At 66.6% G+C, this 15,815-nt stretch carries 12 protein-coding genes and 1 pseudogene; 7 read left to right on the forward strand and 6 right to left on the reverse strand.

The window, feature by feature from the left end; all coding sequences use genetic code 11:
- The first annotated feature begins 182 nt into the window (after window positions 1–182).
- A complete protein-coding gene (locus QX010_RS23755; protein ID WP_316182224.1) occupies window positions 183–782 on the forward strand; it encodes a TetR/AcrR family transcriptional regulator in 600 nt (199 codons plus the stop codon).
- A 16-nt stretch (window positions 783–798) separates the two neighbouring features.
- Here QX010_RS23755 and QX010_RS23760 read toward each other — a convergent pair whose 3' ends face one another.
- The 4 genes from QX010_RS23760 to QX010_RS23775 all read right to left on the reverse strand — a co-directional run bounded on the left by QX010_RS23760 (window position 799) and on the right by QX010_RS23775 (window position 3,998).
- Entirely contained in the window at window positions 799–1,317 is a 519-nt protein-coding gene (locus tag QX010_RS23760; RefSeq protein WP_316182225.1) for a hypothetical protein, read from the reverse strand.
- Window positions 1,304–1,591, reverse strand: coding sequence for a hypothetical protein (locus QX010_RS23765; RefSeq protein ID WP_315801503.1), 288 nt, complete (start codon window positions 1,589–1,591; stop codon window positions 1,304–1,306). Before QX010_RS23765 ends, QX010_RS23760 begins: the two co-directional genes overlap by 14 nt.
- Before the next feature lie 75 nt (window positions 1,592–1,666).
- Window positions 1,667–2,368, reverse strand: a complete 702-nt coding sequence (locus QX010_RS23770; RefSeq protein ID WP_316182227.1) for an alpha/beta hydrolase — start codon at window positions 2,366–2,368, stop codon at window positions 1,667–1,669.
- An 829-nt stretch (window positions 2,369–3,197) separates the two neighbouring features.
- Window positions 3,198–3,998 (reverse strand): IclR family transcriptional regulator C-terminal domain-containing protein, encoded by an 801-nt coding sequence (locus QX010_RS23775; protein WP_315801501.1) that lies wholly within the window; start codon window positions 3,996–3,998, stop codon window positions 3,198–3,200.
- A 211-nt stretch (window positions 3,999–4,209) separates the two neighbouring features.
- Between QX010_RS23775 and QX010_RS23780 the strand changes: the two genes are divergently transcribed.
- The 4 genes from QX010_RS23780 (at window position 4,210) to QX010_RS23795 (ending at window position 10,275) form a co-directional block, all read left to right on the forward strand.
- Entirely contained in the window at window positions 4,210–5,568 is a 1,359-nt protein-coding gene (locus QX010_RS23780; RefSeq protein ID WP_316182229.1) for an aromatic ring-hydroxylating dioxygenase subunit alpha, read from the forward strand.
- Between the two features lie 274 nt (window positions 5,569–5,842).
- Window positions 5,843–7,282, forward strand: coding sequence for a glutamine synthetase family protein (locus tag QX010_RS23785; RefSeq protein WP_316182231.1), 1,440 nt, complete (start codon window positions 5,843–5,845; stop codon window positions 7,280–7,282).
- A 288-nt stretch (window positions 7,283–7,570) separates the two neighbouring features.
- Window positions 7,571–9,175 carry a hybrid sensor histidine kinase/response regulator gene (locus QX010_RS23790; protein ID WP_315801498.1) on the forward strand — a complete coding sequence of 535 codons (1,605 nt, stop codon included), beginning with the start codon at window positions 7,571–7,573 and terminating at the stop codon, window positions 9,173–9,175.
- 62 nt (window positions 9,176–9,237) lie between these two features.
- Complete coding sequence (locus QX010_RS23795; protein ID WP_315801497.1) at window positions 9,238–10,275, forward strand: magnesium and cobalt transport protein CorA; 1,038 nt, start codon at window positions 9,238–9,240, stop codon at window positions 10,273–10,275.
- Between the two features lie 94 nt (window positions 10,276–10,369).
- Here QX010_RS23795 and QX010_RS23800 read toward each other — a convergent pair whose 3' ends face one another.
- The gene (locus QX010_RS23800; RefSeq protein ID WP_316182234.1) at window positions 10,370–11,653 is read right to left on the reverse strand and encodes a hypothetical protein; all 1,284 of its coding nucleotides are present in this window, start codon (window positions 11,651–11,653) and stop codon (window positions 10,370–10,372) included.
- Window positions 11,654–11,772: 119 nt separating this feature from the next.
- On the opposite strand from QX010_RS23800, the gene QX010_RS23805 reads away from it, so the two are divergent.
- Both QX010_RS23805 and QX010_RS23810 read left to right on the forward strand, forming a co-directional pair.
- On the forward strand, window positions 11,773–12,501 hold the full coding sequence (locus QX010_RS23805) for an SDR family oxidoreductase (protein ID WP_316182235.1): 729 nt from the start codon (window positions 11,773–11,775) through the stop codon (window positions 12,499–12,501).
- Between the two features lie 205 nt (window positions 12,502–12,706).
- Complete coding sequence (locus QX010_RS23810) at window positions 12,707–14,782, forward strand: HAMP domain-containing methyl-accepting chemotaxis protein (RefSeq protein WP_316182238.1); 2,076 nt, start codon at window positions 12,707–12,709, stop codon at window positions 14,780–14,782.
- Between the two features lie 454 nt (window positions 14,783–15,236).
- Here QX010_RS23810 and QX010_RS23815 read toward each other — a convergent pair.
- Window positions 15,237–15,782: pseudogene (locus QX010_RS23815) on the reverse strand (IS3 family transposase); the annotation flags it as partial.
- Window positions 15,783–15,815 lie beyond the last annotated feature (33 nt).

Here is a 15,815-nt window from a genome sequence, read left to right on the forward strand (position 1 = left end):
AAGCGATGGCCTAATCGGATCGCAGCGGGCACCGCCTTACGGGCGGTGGTCCGTCCAGATCCAGCGACCGCGGGACGACGAGCTGAGGAAGGTTGGCTGTCCCGGGTGGCAGGTCTATTTATACGGAGGGCTCCTCCGTTTAGCAAGAGGACATGAACGGTCCGTCATCAAGAGCTGGTGAGATGGAGACGAAACCACAAGACCGCCATCGCAAGCCGCGCGCGGACGCGCAGCGCAATCGCGAGCGTGTGCTGGAGGCGGCCAAGGCGGTGTTCAGCGTCGGCGGCGCCGAGGCGAGCCTGGAAGCGGTGGCGCGCCAGGCCGGCGTCGGCATCGGCACGCTGTATCGTCATTTCCCGACCCGCGAGGATCTGTTCGAGGCGGTGTACCGGCGCGAGGTCGAGCAGCTCGCCGAGCTGGCGGAAGAGCTCAAGACCGAGCCGTCGGCGGTCGAGGCGCTCCGGCGCTGGCTGCGCTCGACGGTGCAGTTCGTCGCCACCAAGAAGGGCATGATGGCCGCGCTCGCGATCGTCATGACCGCGAACTCCGAGCTCGCCGCCTATTCGCACGGCCATCTCACCCGCTCGATCGGCGCGCTGCTCGCCCGCGCCGTCGACGCCGGCGAGATTCGCGGCGACATCAGCGCCGACGACGTCCTGCGCGCGCTGATCGGTATGTGCTACATGCACGACCAGACCGGCTGGCAGCAGAGCGTGCTGCGGCTGCTGGATGTGTTCGTGGATGGGCTGAAGGTGGGGAAGGGAAGAGTCGGCGAAGCGTAGTTGACGATGTCCGCGCTCAGCGGGGCGGAAATAACAACAACGTCAACGATGTCAGGAACGCGTCCTGGTTTTGGACGCGGGCGGCCTCGAAGCTCGTCAGTGCAGCTCTCGCCATTCTGATGGCGAGCTGCGCATCCAGGGTTTTGACCCGGATCATCGGATTATAGTCGGCTTCATGTCGCTTCTCCTGTAGCTCCAGGACAGCAGATGCGAACGCGTGAAGGTTTGCTCCAAAGCCTCCGGAAGGTGCAAACGGCAGGTATTTTGCGGAAAGCTTCGACTTTTTGACCTCCTCGCATAGCAATCGGAGGTCTCGATGATCCACGGCTCTATAGACGAGGGCGTATAAGGGTGTCCCTTGTTTCGTCTTGCCAACGAATTGATCTGCAGCGGCAATGAGCGTTGCATGAAACAATCCATAATAGGCAGCGGAAATCGCGCGACGGATGTTCACCTGTCGCGGTGGCCCCGCTGCAGGCGGAGCGATCAACTGCTCAGCCTGCTGAAACAGATGCTCCGGATTAAGTATCGCCAACGGGCTCGTTCTCCGCCTCGTATTCGATCAGCGGAAAACGGTCCTCGCCTGCAGCCCGGAGCTGCTCTTGGATCTGGACCAGCGTATCCAGCACTGCTTCTCCCTCGATGCTGGTCCCTTGGATGGGGCTCAATACGATGGTGATCCGCAGGGCATCACGGCCTTCGGAGTCCGCATAGGGCGCTGTGGTGACGTCTGTAACCGCGGCGGAGCTGCTCAGATTCGCAGTGGCGACCTCGCGGGCGATCTTGGCGATTTTGGCGTTGTCCAGCATGGACGCAATATACGCTGCATTCCGGAGAGTTGCCATCGGCTACCGTCCGGAGTTTCATACGGCTCGACGGCCATCTCACCCCCGCAACCACTCCATCAGCGCCTGCGCCGTCTCCTCCGGCTGCTCGGGTTGCGGCAGGTGGCCGCAATTCTCCAGCACCACCAGCCAGCTGCCGTCGATGCCGTCGGCCATCTCCTTCGACAGGCTGTTCGGGATGGTGTTGTCGGTGTCGCTGGTCAGCACCAGGGTCGGACAGCGGATCGCGGTCAAGGTCGGCCGCGAATCCGGGCGCGACATGATCGCCGTCAACTGTCGGATGAAGCCGATGACGCCGACCTCCTCGGCCATGTCGTGCACGAGCTGGCGCAGCCGCGGATCATCCTGGCGCGACGGATGGACGAAGCCGGAGAACAGCTCGTCGACAACGCCGTGGTAGTCGCCCTCCTTGGCGCGGGTGATCATGGTGCGGCGGCGGGCGCTCGCCTCCGGCGTGTCGGGCCGCGCCTGGGTGTTGATCAGCGCCAGCCGACCCACGCGCTCCGGCGCCTGGCGCATGATCTCGAGCGCGATGTAGCCGCCCATCGAATGTCCCGCGAGCGCGAAGCGCGGCGGCGCCTCGGAGAGGATGCGGCGCGCGATCGCGGCCATGCTGTCGTCGCGGACGTGGTTCGCCACCATCACCGGCCCGAGCCGCCACAGCGCCGGGATCACCGGCGCATAGATGCGGGGCGACGAGATCAGGCCAGGCACCAGCACGAGCGGCAGCGCATCAGTCATGGGTCTTCCCCCCGGAAACGGCGTTCACCTGCATGTCCGGGTGTCGTCCGCCCGGAATGCCATTTACGCGCGAGAGGCGGCCAATGTCCAACGATGTGCTGCGGCTCGCGCCCGGCGTCCCAGGGCGACGACCTCGTCCCCAGCCTTGTCCTGGCTCATCCTGCGCCCCTTCGCGACAGTGGATGGCCAGCCGGATGATCGCTGTGATCGGGGCGCACGCGATGCTGCTTGGGCCGCGGCGCCTCTGGCTTTCGTGATTACGGCGTCATTCGCGGCAATCTGGTGGCGTCGTCCGCAATTCGCGCGCGAGGAAGGGGTCTAACTACTTCCGCTCCGGATCATGCCACCATCGCATGCAGCGCGATGATACCTGGATGGATCGTCAATCGTGGCAAACGAGGTCGGGCGTCACGATAATATCACGTAATGGGCGTGGGGCCCGGCGTCGCAAGGCCTGCGACCACAACGATTAGTTCGAGCGGCTGGTAACTTCACGTGGCTGTTGACGCCCGGCGCTCTCGTTCCGTCGCGGCGATGAATTGATAGCACCGGGCTGTCGGCGATGACATCGGAGCGATCGTCGCACCCGGCTGCAAACATATCCGCGCGAGGTCCAGCTCTTGCAGGAGCAGCGCGGGCCGACGCTGTTGATGGAACGAGAGACGACTGCTCGCCCGGCAGCAGCGAGGACGCCGCCGGCGAGGTCGCTGCCGGATGAAACGGTGGCGCTCGCGGCAGCGAGGTCGATGCGAAGCTTGCGGTGCTGTGGCCCGATGCGCGAGCACGAGCCGGCACGGCTGCAGCCGTGCCGGTGCCTCTCGTCGAAGGATCAGACGAGCAGTGGCTGCGCCGTGGCGGCGAGCTTCTTCAGCAGCGGCAGGAAGCGCTCCTTCATCTCGTCGACGCCGATGCGATCGACGTGGCCGCCGATGTTGGCGGCGGCGATGATGCCGCCGTCATAGCGGCGGATCGGCACGGAAATCGAGCGGAAACCCTCCTCCGCCTCGCCGTCGACGAGCGAATAGCCGTCGTCCCGAACGGCCGTGACCGACGCGATCAACGCGTCCTTGTCGGTGATCGTCTGCGGCGTCATCTCGGTCAGCGTCATGCGCTCGACGGCCTGGCGCAACTGATCGTCCGGCATCCGGCTCAGCAACACGCGGCCGACCGACGTGCAGAACGCCGGCAGCCTATAGCCGATCTCCAGGCCGGTGGAGAACATGCGCGCCGGCGTCGCGCGCGCGATGAACACGACCTGGTCGCCGTCGAGGACGGCGAGAGAGCAGACCTCGCGGGCCTCGCCGGCCGTGCTGTCCATCAACGGCTGCATCACGCTGTTGACCTGGTTGGAGGCGAGATAGCTGGAGGCCAGCAGCAGCACGCGCGGCGTCAGCGAGAACAGCCGGTCGTCGCCATGGACGAAGCCGGAGGCTTTCAGGGTCAGCAGAATCCGTCGCACCGTGGCGCGGGCGAGGCCGGTGAGTTCCGCCGCTTTGCTCAGCGTCATCGGCCGGCCCTCGCGGCTGAAGGCTTGTATCACCCGCAGGCCGCGATCGAGCGCTTCCACGAACTCGGGACCGTCGCCCCGAGCCTGCTTCTTCTCCTCATCAGTGCGCTTCAGTTTCGGCATCGGCCTGACATGATCCGCTGTTGTTGTTTTCGGCCGCAGTGAAGCTGCAGTCCGTTGGCCCCTCGGCTTCGGTTGTAGCTTTTTCACTTGCGCTTCTCCCCACTTAAAGCGAATCTAATCTGGGCGAACATGTGTTCGTCTAGCGAACATTATTAGATGATCGCGTGACGCTCAACGCCCGACTTGCGACGGAACAGGAGAGACGGCCATCATGATGAGCCAGGAGCAGAACGACCTGATCACGCGCGTCGGACCCGGCGCGCCCGCCGGTAAACTAATGAGGATGTACTGGCAGCCGGCCGCACTGGTCGATGAGCTCGCAGGCGAGCGCCCGGTGCGCGCGGTGAGACTGCTCGGTCAGGACTTCGTGCTCTTCAAGGATGCGCAAGGCCGCTACGGACTACTTGATCGCGATTGTCCGCATCGCGGCGCAGATCTCGCCTTCGGACGGCTGGAGAACGGCGGCTTGCGTTGCGCCTTCCATGGCTGGCTGTTCGACGCTGACGGCAATTGTCTGGAGACGCCGGCCGAACCGGCCGGCTCGCCGTTGTGCAAGAACGTCAAGCAGCGCGCCTATCCCGTGATCGAGAAGGGAGGCATCCTTTGGGCCTGGCTCGGCGATGGTGCAGCCCCGGCGTTTCCCGATCTCGACTGCTTCACCGCGCCCGACGCCTACACCTTCGCCTTCAAGGGCCTGATCGAGTGCAATTGGCTGCAGGCGCTGGAGGTCGGCATCGACCCCGCGCATGCCTCGTTCCTGCACCGCTTCTTCGAGGACGAGGATACGTCGACCGCTTATGGCAAGCAGTTCCGCGGTGCCTCCGCCGACAGCGAGCTGCCGATGACCAAGGTGCTGCGCGAGTACGATCGTCCGATCATCAATGTCGAGCGTACCGAATACGGCCTGCGCATCATCGCACTGCGTGAGATCGATGCCGAACGCACCCATGTCCGTGTCACCAATCAGCTGTTCCCGCATGCCTTCGTGATTCCGATGAGCACGGAGATGACGATCACGCAGTGGCACGTGCCGGTCGACGACGAGACCTGCTACTGGTACGCGATCTTCACCAGCTATGGCGCGCCGGTGGATCGGGCGAAGATGCGGGCGCAGCGGCTCGAGCTCTATGAGCTGCCGGACTATCGGTCGCGCAAGAACAAGAGCAACGATTACGGCTTCGATCCACGGGAGCAGGCGACCGCGACCTACACCGGCATGGGCAACGACATCAACGTGCACGACCAGTGGGCGGTGGAGTCGATGGGCCGGATCCAGGACCGCACCCGCGAGCATCTGGGCCAATCCGACAAGGCGATCATCCAATATCGTCGGCTGCTGCGCGAGCAGATCGAGAAGGTCGCGAGCGGCGAACCGCCGATGCTGTTCCTCGATGCCGCCGGGGCCCGCAGCGTGCAGGGCCCGGCGACGATGGACGGCATCGGCCCGACCCGCGGCTGGGAGACCTACTGGATGGAAGTCGACGTCCGCCGCCGCCGCAACGCCCCCTGGGCAGCGCCGGTGCCGGCCGATATCGTGCGTCTCGCGCCGCATCTGAGCGCGGCGGAGTGATGGCAGGCGTGAGTGCGCATATGTCCTTCGGTGTAGTTGGCCAGCTCTCGCTCCGAGCGCAGTGCGCTCCCTCTCCCCGTTCTTCACCGGGAGAGGGTTGGGGTGAGGGGCAGCCGCACGGGAAGTGCGAGTGGTTGGACCTGTCCCCCCTCACCCGGATTGCATCTGACGATGCAATCCGACCTCTCCCCGCAAGCGGGGAGAGGTTAGGGCTCGAGCGCCGCAAGACTGCGCCCATGATCTCGCAGTTTGACAATGCATCATGGAGCCATCGTTGAGTTTCGTCGACAAGCATCAGTTGTGGACCGCCGAGCAGGCCGAGGCCGCAGTGCGCATGCGCCGCCTCGCCGAGGAGCACGGCCTCACCACCATCCGCTTCTCGTTCCCGGACCAGCACGGCATCCTGCGCGGCAAGACGCTCACTGTCGATGCTGCGTTGTCCTCGCTCGAGGAAGGCTGCTCGATCACGACGACCCTGCTCGCCAAGGACACCTCGCATCGCACCGTGTTTCCGGTGTTCACCGCCGGCGGTGGCTTCGGCATGGCCGAGATGCAGGGCGGCAGCGATGCACTGATGGTCGCCGATCCCACCACGTTCCGCGTCCTGCCTTGGGCGTCCGGCACCGGCTGGGTGCTCTGTGATCTGTACTTCGCCAACGGTGCGCCGGTCCCGTTCGCCACGCGCAATCTCTACCGGTCGGCATTGGCGACGCTCGAACAGCGTGGCTATCAGTTCATGGCCGGCCTCGAGGTCGAGTGCCACATCTTCAAGGTCGAGGATCCCAGGCTCGCGCCCGGTGATGCCGGCTCGCCCGGTCAGCCCGGCGTGCCGCCGACGGTCAGCCTGCTGACCCAGGGCTATCAATATCTCACCGAGCAGCGCTTCGATCAGATGGAGCCGGCGCTCGAGATCATCAGGGCCAATCTCGTCGCGCTCGGCCTGCCATTGCGCTCGATCGAGCTCGAATATGGCCCGAGCCAGTGCGAGTTCGTCCTGCAGCCGGCGCTCGGGCTCGCGCCTGCAGATACGATGGTGCTGTTCCGCAGCGCCGTGAAGCAGATCTGCCAGCGCCACGGCTATCACGCCACCTTCATGTGCCGGCCGCGCATCCCCAACGTGATGTCGTCGGGCTGGCATCTGCACCAGTCGCTGGTGGCGCGCGACGGCGGCAACGCCTTCATGACCGAGGATGCCGAAGGTCTGTCCGCGCTCGGCCGCCACTACATGGCGGGCCTGCTCGCGCATGCGCGCGCCTCGGCGCTGTTTTCGACGCCGACGATCAACGGCTACCGGCGCTACCGCGCCTATTCGCTGGCGCCGGACCGTGCCATCTGGGGCCGCGACAACAGAGGCGTCATGATCCGCGTGCTCGGCGGCCCCGGCGATCGCGCCACGCGCCTGGAGAACCGCATCGGCGAGCCCGCCGCCAATCCCTATCTCTACATGGCGTCGCAGATCGCAGCCGGCCTCGATGGCATCGACCGCAAGCTCGAGCCGGGACCGTCGGCCGATGTGCCCTATGAGACCAAGGCGAGCCTGCTGCCGAAATCGCTGCGCGAGGCCGTCGATGCGCTGAGGGACGACGCGTTCTTCCGCCAGGCGTTCGGTTCGACCTTCGTCGACTACTACACCTTCATCAAGAATGCTGAGCTCGAGCGCTTCCAGGCGGAGGTCTCCGACTGGGAGCAGCGCGAATATTTCGAGATGTTCTGACGGCGATGCACCGCCTCACCGGCTGCGCACCAGCCCGCCGTCGACCTGGTTGTTTTGCCCGGTGACGTAGGCCGCGGCCCCGCGGCGCGGGTATTTCCGTATCCGCCGGATTTGTTCCCGCGCCGCCGCGTCGCATTTTCGTGAGTCCCGTGTCCGTTATTCCGCGCGCAAGCAGGCCTGCGGGAACCCGATCCCATCCAGCGGCATATCGAAGGAGGCGTTGCACAACTCACGCCGGTGCCGGCGCGACCCTGCATGTCATGGCGATGGAAGGCGGAGCAAGGAAGCATGTTGGAACACGGGCCGCAGCGCGATCGCGCGATTGTCGACAGCGGCGATGCATCCGATCTGTCGTCTGAGCGCCACGACATCTTCTTCGCGGCCGTCGAGACCACGCGGATGCCGATGATCGTCACCGATCCGCGCCAGCCTGACAATCCGATCCTGTTCGCCAACCGGGCGTTCCTGGAGATGACCGGCTACGCGCTGTCCGAGATCGTCGGAGCCAATTGCCGTTTCCTGCAGGGGCCGGACACCGACCGCGACACCATCGCGGCGATCCGCACCGCGATCGCCAACCGCCAGGACATTGCGGTGGAGATCCTCAATTATCGCAAGAACGGCGCTGCGTTCTGGAATGCGCTGTTCGTCAGCCCGGTCTACAACCGCGACGGCGAGCTGGTCTATTATTTCGGCTCGCAGCTCGACGTGTCGCGCCGGCGCGACGCCGAGAGCGCGCTGGTGCAGTCGCAGAAGATGGAGGCGATCGGCCAGCTCACCGGCGGCATCGCGCACGACTTCAACAACATCCTGCAGGTCATCATCGGCTACACCGAGACGCTGCAGGGCGCCGTCAGCGAGCTTGCCCCGCGGCACCGCCGCGCCGTCGAGAACATCCGCTCGGCCGCCAACCGCGCCGCGACCCTCACCCAGCAGCTGCTGTCGTTCGCGCGCAAACAGCGGCTCGACAGCCGGCCGATCAACCTCAACAACATGATCGAGACCATGGTGCAGATGGCGCGCCACACGCTCGGCGACAGCGTGCGCATCGTCGTCAAGGCGCAGCCCGGCCTGTGGAATAGCCGCGTCGACCAGACCCAGGCGGAGGTCGCGCTGCTCAATCTGTTCGTCAACGCACGCGATGCCATGCCGCATGGCGGCACGTTGACCATCCGGACCGAGAACAAGGAGATCGCGGAGGAGGACATCGTGCAGTTCGGCGTGCCCAAGGGCGGGCGTTATGTCGCGCTGAAAGTGTCGGACGACGGCGTCGGCATTCCGCACCATATTCTCGCGCGGGTCGCCGAGCCGTTCTTCACCACCAAGGAGGAGGGCAAGGGCACCGGGCTCGGCCTCGCCATGGTCTACGGCTTCACCCGCCAGTCCGGCGGCAGCACCTATATCTACAGCGAGGTCGGGCAGGGCACGACTGTGCAGCTGCTGTTTCCGGCGACCGAGCAGGCGATCGCTGCGCCGTCGATCCGGCCGCAGATGGCGATGGACCGCACCGGCAGCGAACGCATCCTTATCGTCGAGGACCGCCATGAGGTCGCCGAGCTGGCGCGCTCGATCCTGGAGGATTTCGGCTATCGTACCGAGGTCGCGGCCAATGCGCATGCCGCGCTCGAGCTGCTGGATTCGGAGGTCCGCTTCGATCTGCTGTTCACCGATCTCGTGATGCCCGGCGGCATGAACGGCACCGTGCTGGCGCGCGAGGCGCGCAAGCGCCAGCCGAAATTGAAGGTGCTGCTGACGACCGGCTATTCCGATGCCGCGGTCGAGCGCGCCGACGCAAACATCGGCGAGTTCGAGATCATCAACAAGCCGTACCGCCGCACCGATCTGGTCCGCCGCGTCAGGCAATTGCTCGACGGCCCGACCGGCGTGACCTGATGCGACGCTTGACCAGGCGACTCCTCGCATCGAAAGTCGGGCTGGAGAGCGGAGATCCAACCATGCGTCACGTCACGGTGCAGACACCGGCCGATGCGCCAGTCCTTCAGCCCCGCGGTGAGCCACGGGAACTGGGCGTGGTCGCGGCCGGTGCCTATGCCAATGGCCGCCGCGTCGCCGACATTCCGATCGAGGACGCCGGCGACTGGAGCAAGCGGCCCGGCCACGTGGTGTGGATCGGGCTGCACGAGCCCGACGCGGCGCTCCTGCAGCGCGTGGCGGACCAGTTCGGCCTGCACGAGCTCGCGATCGAGGATGCGTCGAAGGCGCATCAGCAGCCCAAGGTCGAGCGCTATGGCGATGCGCTGTTCGTGGTCGCCCGCACCGCGCAGCTCGTCAAGGAGCACATCGTGTTCGGCGAGACCCACATCTTCGTCGGCCCCGGCTTCGTGGTCTCGGTGCGCCACGGCGCCTCGACCTCCTATGGCGCGGTGCGCGAGCGATGCGAGAGCTGTCCGGGCTCGCTCGCCAAGGGCGAGGACTACATCCTCTATGCGATCCTCGACTTCATCGTCGACAACTACCGGCCGGTGACCGAGAGCATCATGGCGGAGGTCGAGACGCTGGAGGAGGTGGTGCTGCAGCGGCCGCTGGCGCGCCACGAGGTCGACCGGCTGTATCGCCTGCGGCGCGATCTGCTGCGGCTGCGCCGCGCCGTCGGCCCCGTGGTCGACGTCTGCAAGCGGCTCGAGCATGTCGACAACGTCGCGATCGATGCCGAGATGGCGCCGTTGTTTCGCGACGTGCTCGACCACGCCAAGCGCGCCGAGGAGGATGCGGATTCCCTGCGCGAGATCCTCGCCTTCGTGTTCGAGGCCAGCATGATGGCCGGCCAGGCGCAACAGACCGACATCGCGCGGCGGCTGGCGGCGTGGGCCGCCATCCTCGCCGTGCCGACGGCGGTGGCCGGCATCTACGGCATGAACTTCGAGCACATGCCGGAGCTGAAATGGCAATACGGCTACTATGCCGTACTGGGCTTCATCGCCACCGTGTGCAGCGTGCTGTATTGGCAGTTCCGCCGGCGCGGATGGCTGTGAGGGGATGGGCTGTCGGTCCTCCTCGCGAAGCGGTGCGCGTGACCTCGAAATCGTTTGCCGTTGAGGGAGCAACGCGCATGTCATGGCGCAGCGCTCACGCCGCGGCGGATCGCCCAGGATGTGCGGACCACCACGCGGCGATCGCGTCCGTCACTTCGTCCCAGATCGCGGTCGGCAGGTCGGGCACGGCGACGCGCACGCTGTAGCGATCCGTGGTGGCGTCGTGAAACCATTCCGTCGCAGCGAAATCGAAGCCGAAGCTGCCGGCGTGGCGGATCGGCAGCCCGGCGCGCCGGAGATCATCACTCATGGCGGTTGCGGCTTGCCGGGCGGTGGCCTCGTCGAGCGGCGCGCGACCGGCGAGCGTGACGTAGAGGCCGTGCGCGAAGTCGAGCTCCGCGGTCAGGCCGCGCAGCGTGGTCGCGAAGTGGCGCCGCGCCCGCCGGCTGTTGCGCAGGATGGCGGCCACGCGTCGCGCGGTCAGCTCGCGATAGGCCGGCAGGCCGACGTAAGGCGGGAAATGCGCCGGCAGCGCCGCGCCGCCGAGCAGCCTGACGGCGTTGCGCGTCTCGTCCGGCAGCGCCCGAAGCACAATGCGGCCCGCGGCGCCGGCCTTGCTCCAATCGGCGAAAGCGACCGAGCCGAGCCGGCCATATTCAGCGCCGAGCGAGTCGAGCTTGGTGTGGCTGCGCACCATCACGACCGGCACGTCCCAGCGCCGCGTCCAGGCCAGCACGCGGCGAATGCGGCCGGAGCCGTTGGCAAAGCAGGTGGTGTCGAAGATCAGGAGATCGATCGCCGGGCGGTCGCAACCCAGCACGGCTTCGAAGCGCGGCGCGGTCGCGCTGGAATCGATCAGCAGCAGCCGCGGCGCGGGCGAGCGCTGCGCCAGCGCGGCGGCCAGGTCGCGGGTCAGCGTCACCGGGCGCAGATGCCGCGCATGCGCCGCGACCAGCTCCTGCGTCTCGCCATAGGAGCCCGGCAGCATCAAGAGGTCCGCCGTGCCGAGAACGGGCCGCGTCGCCAGCAGCAGTGCCGCGATCGCCGCCATGCCGGAGATGGTGTAGATGGTGTCATGGCGGCTCTCGCCCGCCGCGTAGAACGACGGCCCGCGCACGTCGAGATCGGCGCGCTGATAGTCGTAGCTGAAGGCGAACGGGCCGGCGCGATGATCGTCCGCATCCGCCCAGGCCGTCTCTGTCGCGGTCCAGTCGCTGAGCGCGTGCTCGGCCTTCAGCGCGGCCGTGAGCTGAAACTTGCGCCGGATGACCTCCATCACCGAGCGCGGCGCCGGCAGCGCATGCGGTCTCCGCAGGCAGCAATTCAGGAGCTGCAGCTCCTGATGCTTGCGGGCGAGATAGGCTTCGATCGTTTCCATCGGGCTCTTCATGGGTGATGCTGGCGGCCGGGATGCAACGCGTGGGGATCGCGATGGGTCCAACGGAGTGCGGCAACGCGGCGCGGTTTGCTGTAGTCTGGCCGGACAAGGAGGAGATGATGGGCAGGGAACTCGAGGGCAAGGTGGCGGCGGTCACCGGCGCGGCGTCGGGCATCGGCCTGGCCAGCAGCGCGGCGCTACTGGCGGCCGGCGCGCGCGTCGTCATGATCGATCGCGATGCCGCGGCGCTGGCGAAGCTGCGCGAGACCCATGGCGACGCCGTGATCCCCGTCGTGATCGACCTGCTCGATCCCGCTGATTGCGCCACCCTTCTGCCGCGCGTCCTCGATGCGGCCGGACGGCTCGACATCCTCCACGCCAATGCCGGCAGCTATCTCGGCGGCGATCTCGTCGACGCCAGGACCGACGCGATCGACCGCATGCTGAACCTCAACGTGAACGTCGTCATGAAGAATGTGCGCGACGTTCTCCCGCACATGATCGCGCGCGGGTCGGGCGACATCATCGTGACCAGCTCGCTCGCGGCGCATTACCCGACGCCGTGGGAGCCGGTCTATGCGTCGTCGAAATGGGCAATCGACTGCTTCGTGCAGACGGTGCGGCGCCAGGTGTTCAAGCACGGCATCCGCGTCGGCGCGATCTCGCCCGGCCCGGTGGTCACCGCGCTGATCGCCGACTGGCCGGCCGAGAAGCTGAAGGAGGCGCGCGAGTCCGGCAGCCTGCTGGAGCCCTCGGAGGTCGCCGAGGTGATCATGTTCATGCTGACCCGTCCGCGCGGCATGACCATCCGCGACGTCGTGATGCTGCCGACGAATTTCGATCTGTAGGGCCGTCCAAAATTTCCCGAGCTGGACTCAACCCCAAGTTGTCGCCGCGCGTAAGGACATTCTTCGAGCGGGGCGGGATGACCTGTCCGGCGCCCGTGTCTCCGATCAAGGACGCGCGACGTCTCCGTGGAACTACGGGGGTCGAATTAAGCGCAACCTTAATCATACGGAACCTAGCGTGAGCCCGCGCAATCCGGGGGCAATAATGAAGATCGGCCGACTTTTCGCAATTTCCATGCTGTCGGTGACGGCTTTGGCCGTCCTCCCTTCTGCTCAAGTCGTGATCGAGCAGGTCAGGGCTGTCAGCAACAAGGCCGAGGCGATCAAGACGGTCGAGGCGTTCGGCGCCGTGCTGCTCTACGCGCAGGACGTGGTCGGCCATCGCGCCCCCTACATCACGCCCATATTCCAGGATTCGCCCGCGACGCCCGCGCAGCTCGAAGGCGTGCGCAAGATCAGGCAATCGGCCGAGGCATCCTTCGCCAGGGCGCGCGCGCAGCTGGCGAACGTCTCCAACAGCGAGGCGATCACACGCAGCCTGGACCAGGCCTCGTCCAAGCTGAACGAGATCCTCGCCAAGGTGGACCCCACGCTGGCCGCGCCGCTGAACGCGCGTGATCCGGCCGTCATCAAGAGCTTTCTCCCCGGGGTCACCCAGGTCGCCCTGGCGATCGAGCCGATCCTGAACCAGCTGCAGAACCGCATCGCCAATGCCGACGCGTCGCTGACGACGCTGCTCGACGTCGCCCGCACCGCGCAGGACCTGCGCGTGACCGCCGGCGGCCGGGCTGCCGCGCTGTCGCCGGCGCTCAGCGCCCGCCGCGCCGTCACTCCGGCCGAGAAGGCGGCGATGGACCGCGCCCAGGGCCGCACCGAGGCCGACCGCGAGCGCCTGGATGCCGGCATCGACCAGCTCGGCAATCCGGAGCGGCTGCTCGCGGCGTTCAAGGAGGCGCGTGACGCCTATTTCGGGCGCGCCGTTCCGATCGTCGACAAGGACATCGCAGCCGGGCTCGGCGATCTCAACTACGCCCTCACCGCCGACAGCCTGGCCGAGGCGGTCGTCCCGGCCGTGCAGAAGTTCTTCGTCGTGCGCGACGCCGCGATCGGCGAGGCCCGCGACCGCGCCGTCGCGGCGCGCGATGCGGCCTATCTGATGCTCGCGCTGGCGACGGCGGTGGTCGCGGCGCTCGCCGGCATTCTCGTGTTCGTCACCCTGCTGCTGCGCCGCCGCGTGATCAACCCGATCGTGGCCCTGACCGGCCTGATCGGCGAGATGGCGGCCGGCCATGACGACGTGGCGATCCCGACGATCGATCGCGACGACGAGATCGCCGCGATGACCGGCTCGCTGCAGACCTTCAAGGAGGCGCTGCTGGAGAAAAAGCGCGCCGAGCAGGCGGCCGCGGCCGACGCGCAGGCCAAGATCGAGCGCGGCCAGCGTGTCGAGCGTTTCACCCGCGAGTTCGAGATGGCGATCGGCGAGGTCGTCGGCATCGTGTCGTCAGCGTCGGCCGATCTGGAGCGCTCGGCCTCGTCGCTGACGACGACCGCCGGCCGCTCGCTGGAGCTCGCCACCGTCGTCACCCAGGCGTCCGAGGAGGCCTCGACCAACGTGCATTCGGTCGCCGCGGCCGCCGAGGAGATGAGCTCATCGGTCACCGAGATCAGCCGCCAGGTGCAGGACTCCGCACGCATCGCCAACGAGGCGTTGGCGCAGGCGCGCAAGACCAACGACAACGTCGCCGAGCTCGCCAAGGCCGCCGCGCGGATCGGCGACGTCGTCGAGCTGATCAATGCGATCGCCGGCCAGACCAACCTGCTCGCGCTCAACGCCACCATCGAGGCCGCCCGCGCCGGCGAGGCCGGACGCGGCTTCGCGGTGGTCGCCTCGGAGGTGAAGGCGCTGGCCGAGCAGACCGCCAAGGCCACCGGCGAGATCGGCCAGCAGATCGGCGGCATCCAGGCGGCGACCCAGGAGTCGGTCGGCTCGATCAAGGAGATCGGCGAGACCATCGCCCGGATGTCGGAGATCGCGTCCGCCATCGCCTCCGCCGTCGAGGAGCAGAGCTCGGCGACGCGCGAGATCTCGCGCAACGTCCAGCAGGCGGCGCACGGCACCCAGCAGGTGTCGGCCAACATCGCCAGCGTCCGGCATGGCGCCGACGAGACCGGCTCGGCCTCGTCGCAGGTGCTGTCCGCCGCGAAGTCGCTGTCCGGCCAGAGCAGCCGCCTCCGCGACGAGGTCAGCAGGTTCCTCGACTCGGTGCGGGCGGCGTGAGGGTGCATTTTGCGTGGCCTCGACGAGGGCCGCGCATCGCCACCCGATCGCAGCAGCTGTAGCCCGCATGAGCGCAAGCGACATGCGGGGCCGGCCCCCTCAGATATCGGTGCCGCTCATGCGGGCTACAGCTACTCAGATCTGCGCTGCTGCCGATGCTCCGCGATCGGACCGATCGCGCCCTTTGTTCTTCTCGGCTGCCCCATTCTCCCGCGAACGCGGGAATCCATAACCCCAGGCGGCGAGACAGGTTCAACTGAAGTGGACCCCACGCACGGGACCATGGATCGCCGAAAATTAAGGTGTGATCGCGCCTGCCTTGTCGTTCAAATCAAGCAGCTTCCTGCTGCTGCGTTTGGGCCTGCTGTGGGGATGTGGGCAACGCGTTTGCGTTGTCCAAGCGAAGCGGCATATCCACAGTCTGGGCCGCCTCGATCACATCCATGCCGGCGCGCCATGCCGCCATGGGAAACTGATTGTTCATCGCCTGGTGCGGGCGGCGATGATTATAAAAGGTCATCCATGAGCCGATGCCGTCTCGCGCTTCGCGCCCGTCAGCATAGGCTTTCAGATGCACTTCCTCATACTTGATCGAGCGCCACAATCGTTCGATGAAGATGTTGTCCATGAAACGGCCGCGTCCGTCGATCGAAATCGCAATGCCTGCAGCCTCCAGCCTGCCGGTGAAGGCTGAGCTGGTGAACTGCGCGCCCTGATCGGTGTTGAAGATCTTAGGCCGGCCGTGCCGCGCCATCGCCTCGTCGGGCGCAGCGATGCAAAAGCCCGTATCCATCGTGTTCGACAAGCGCCACGCCAGCACCGCCCGGGTGGCTCAGTCGATGATCGCCACCAGATACAGGAACCCCTGCGCCATCGGAATGTAGGTGATGTCGGCCGCCCAGACGTGATTGGGCTCGGTGATGCTGACGCCGCGCAGCAGATAGGGATGGATCTTGTGGCCGGAGACGGCCTTGCTGGTGCCGGGGCGCGGGACCAGCGCCAGTACCGTTAACGGACCGCCGGACAATGGTTG

Origin of the sequence: Bradyrhizobium sp. SZCCHNRI1009 (assembly GCF_032487575.1) — a bacterium.
In the GTDB taxonomy this organism is placed as follows: Bacteria; Pseudomonadota; Alphaproteobacteria; order Rhizobiales; family Xanthobacteraceae; genus Bradyrhizobium.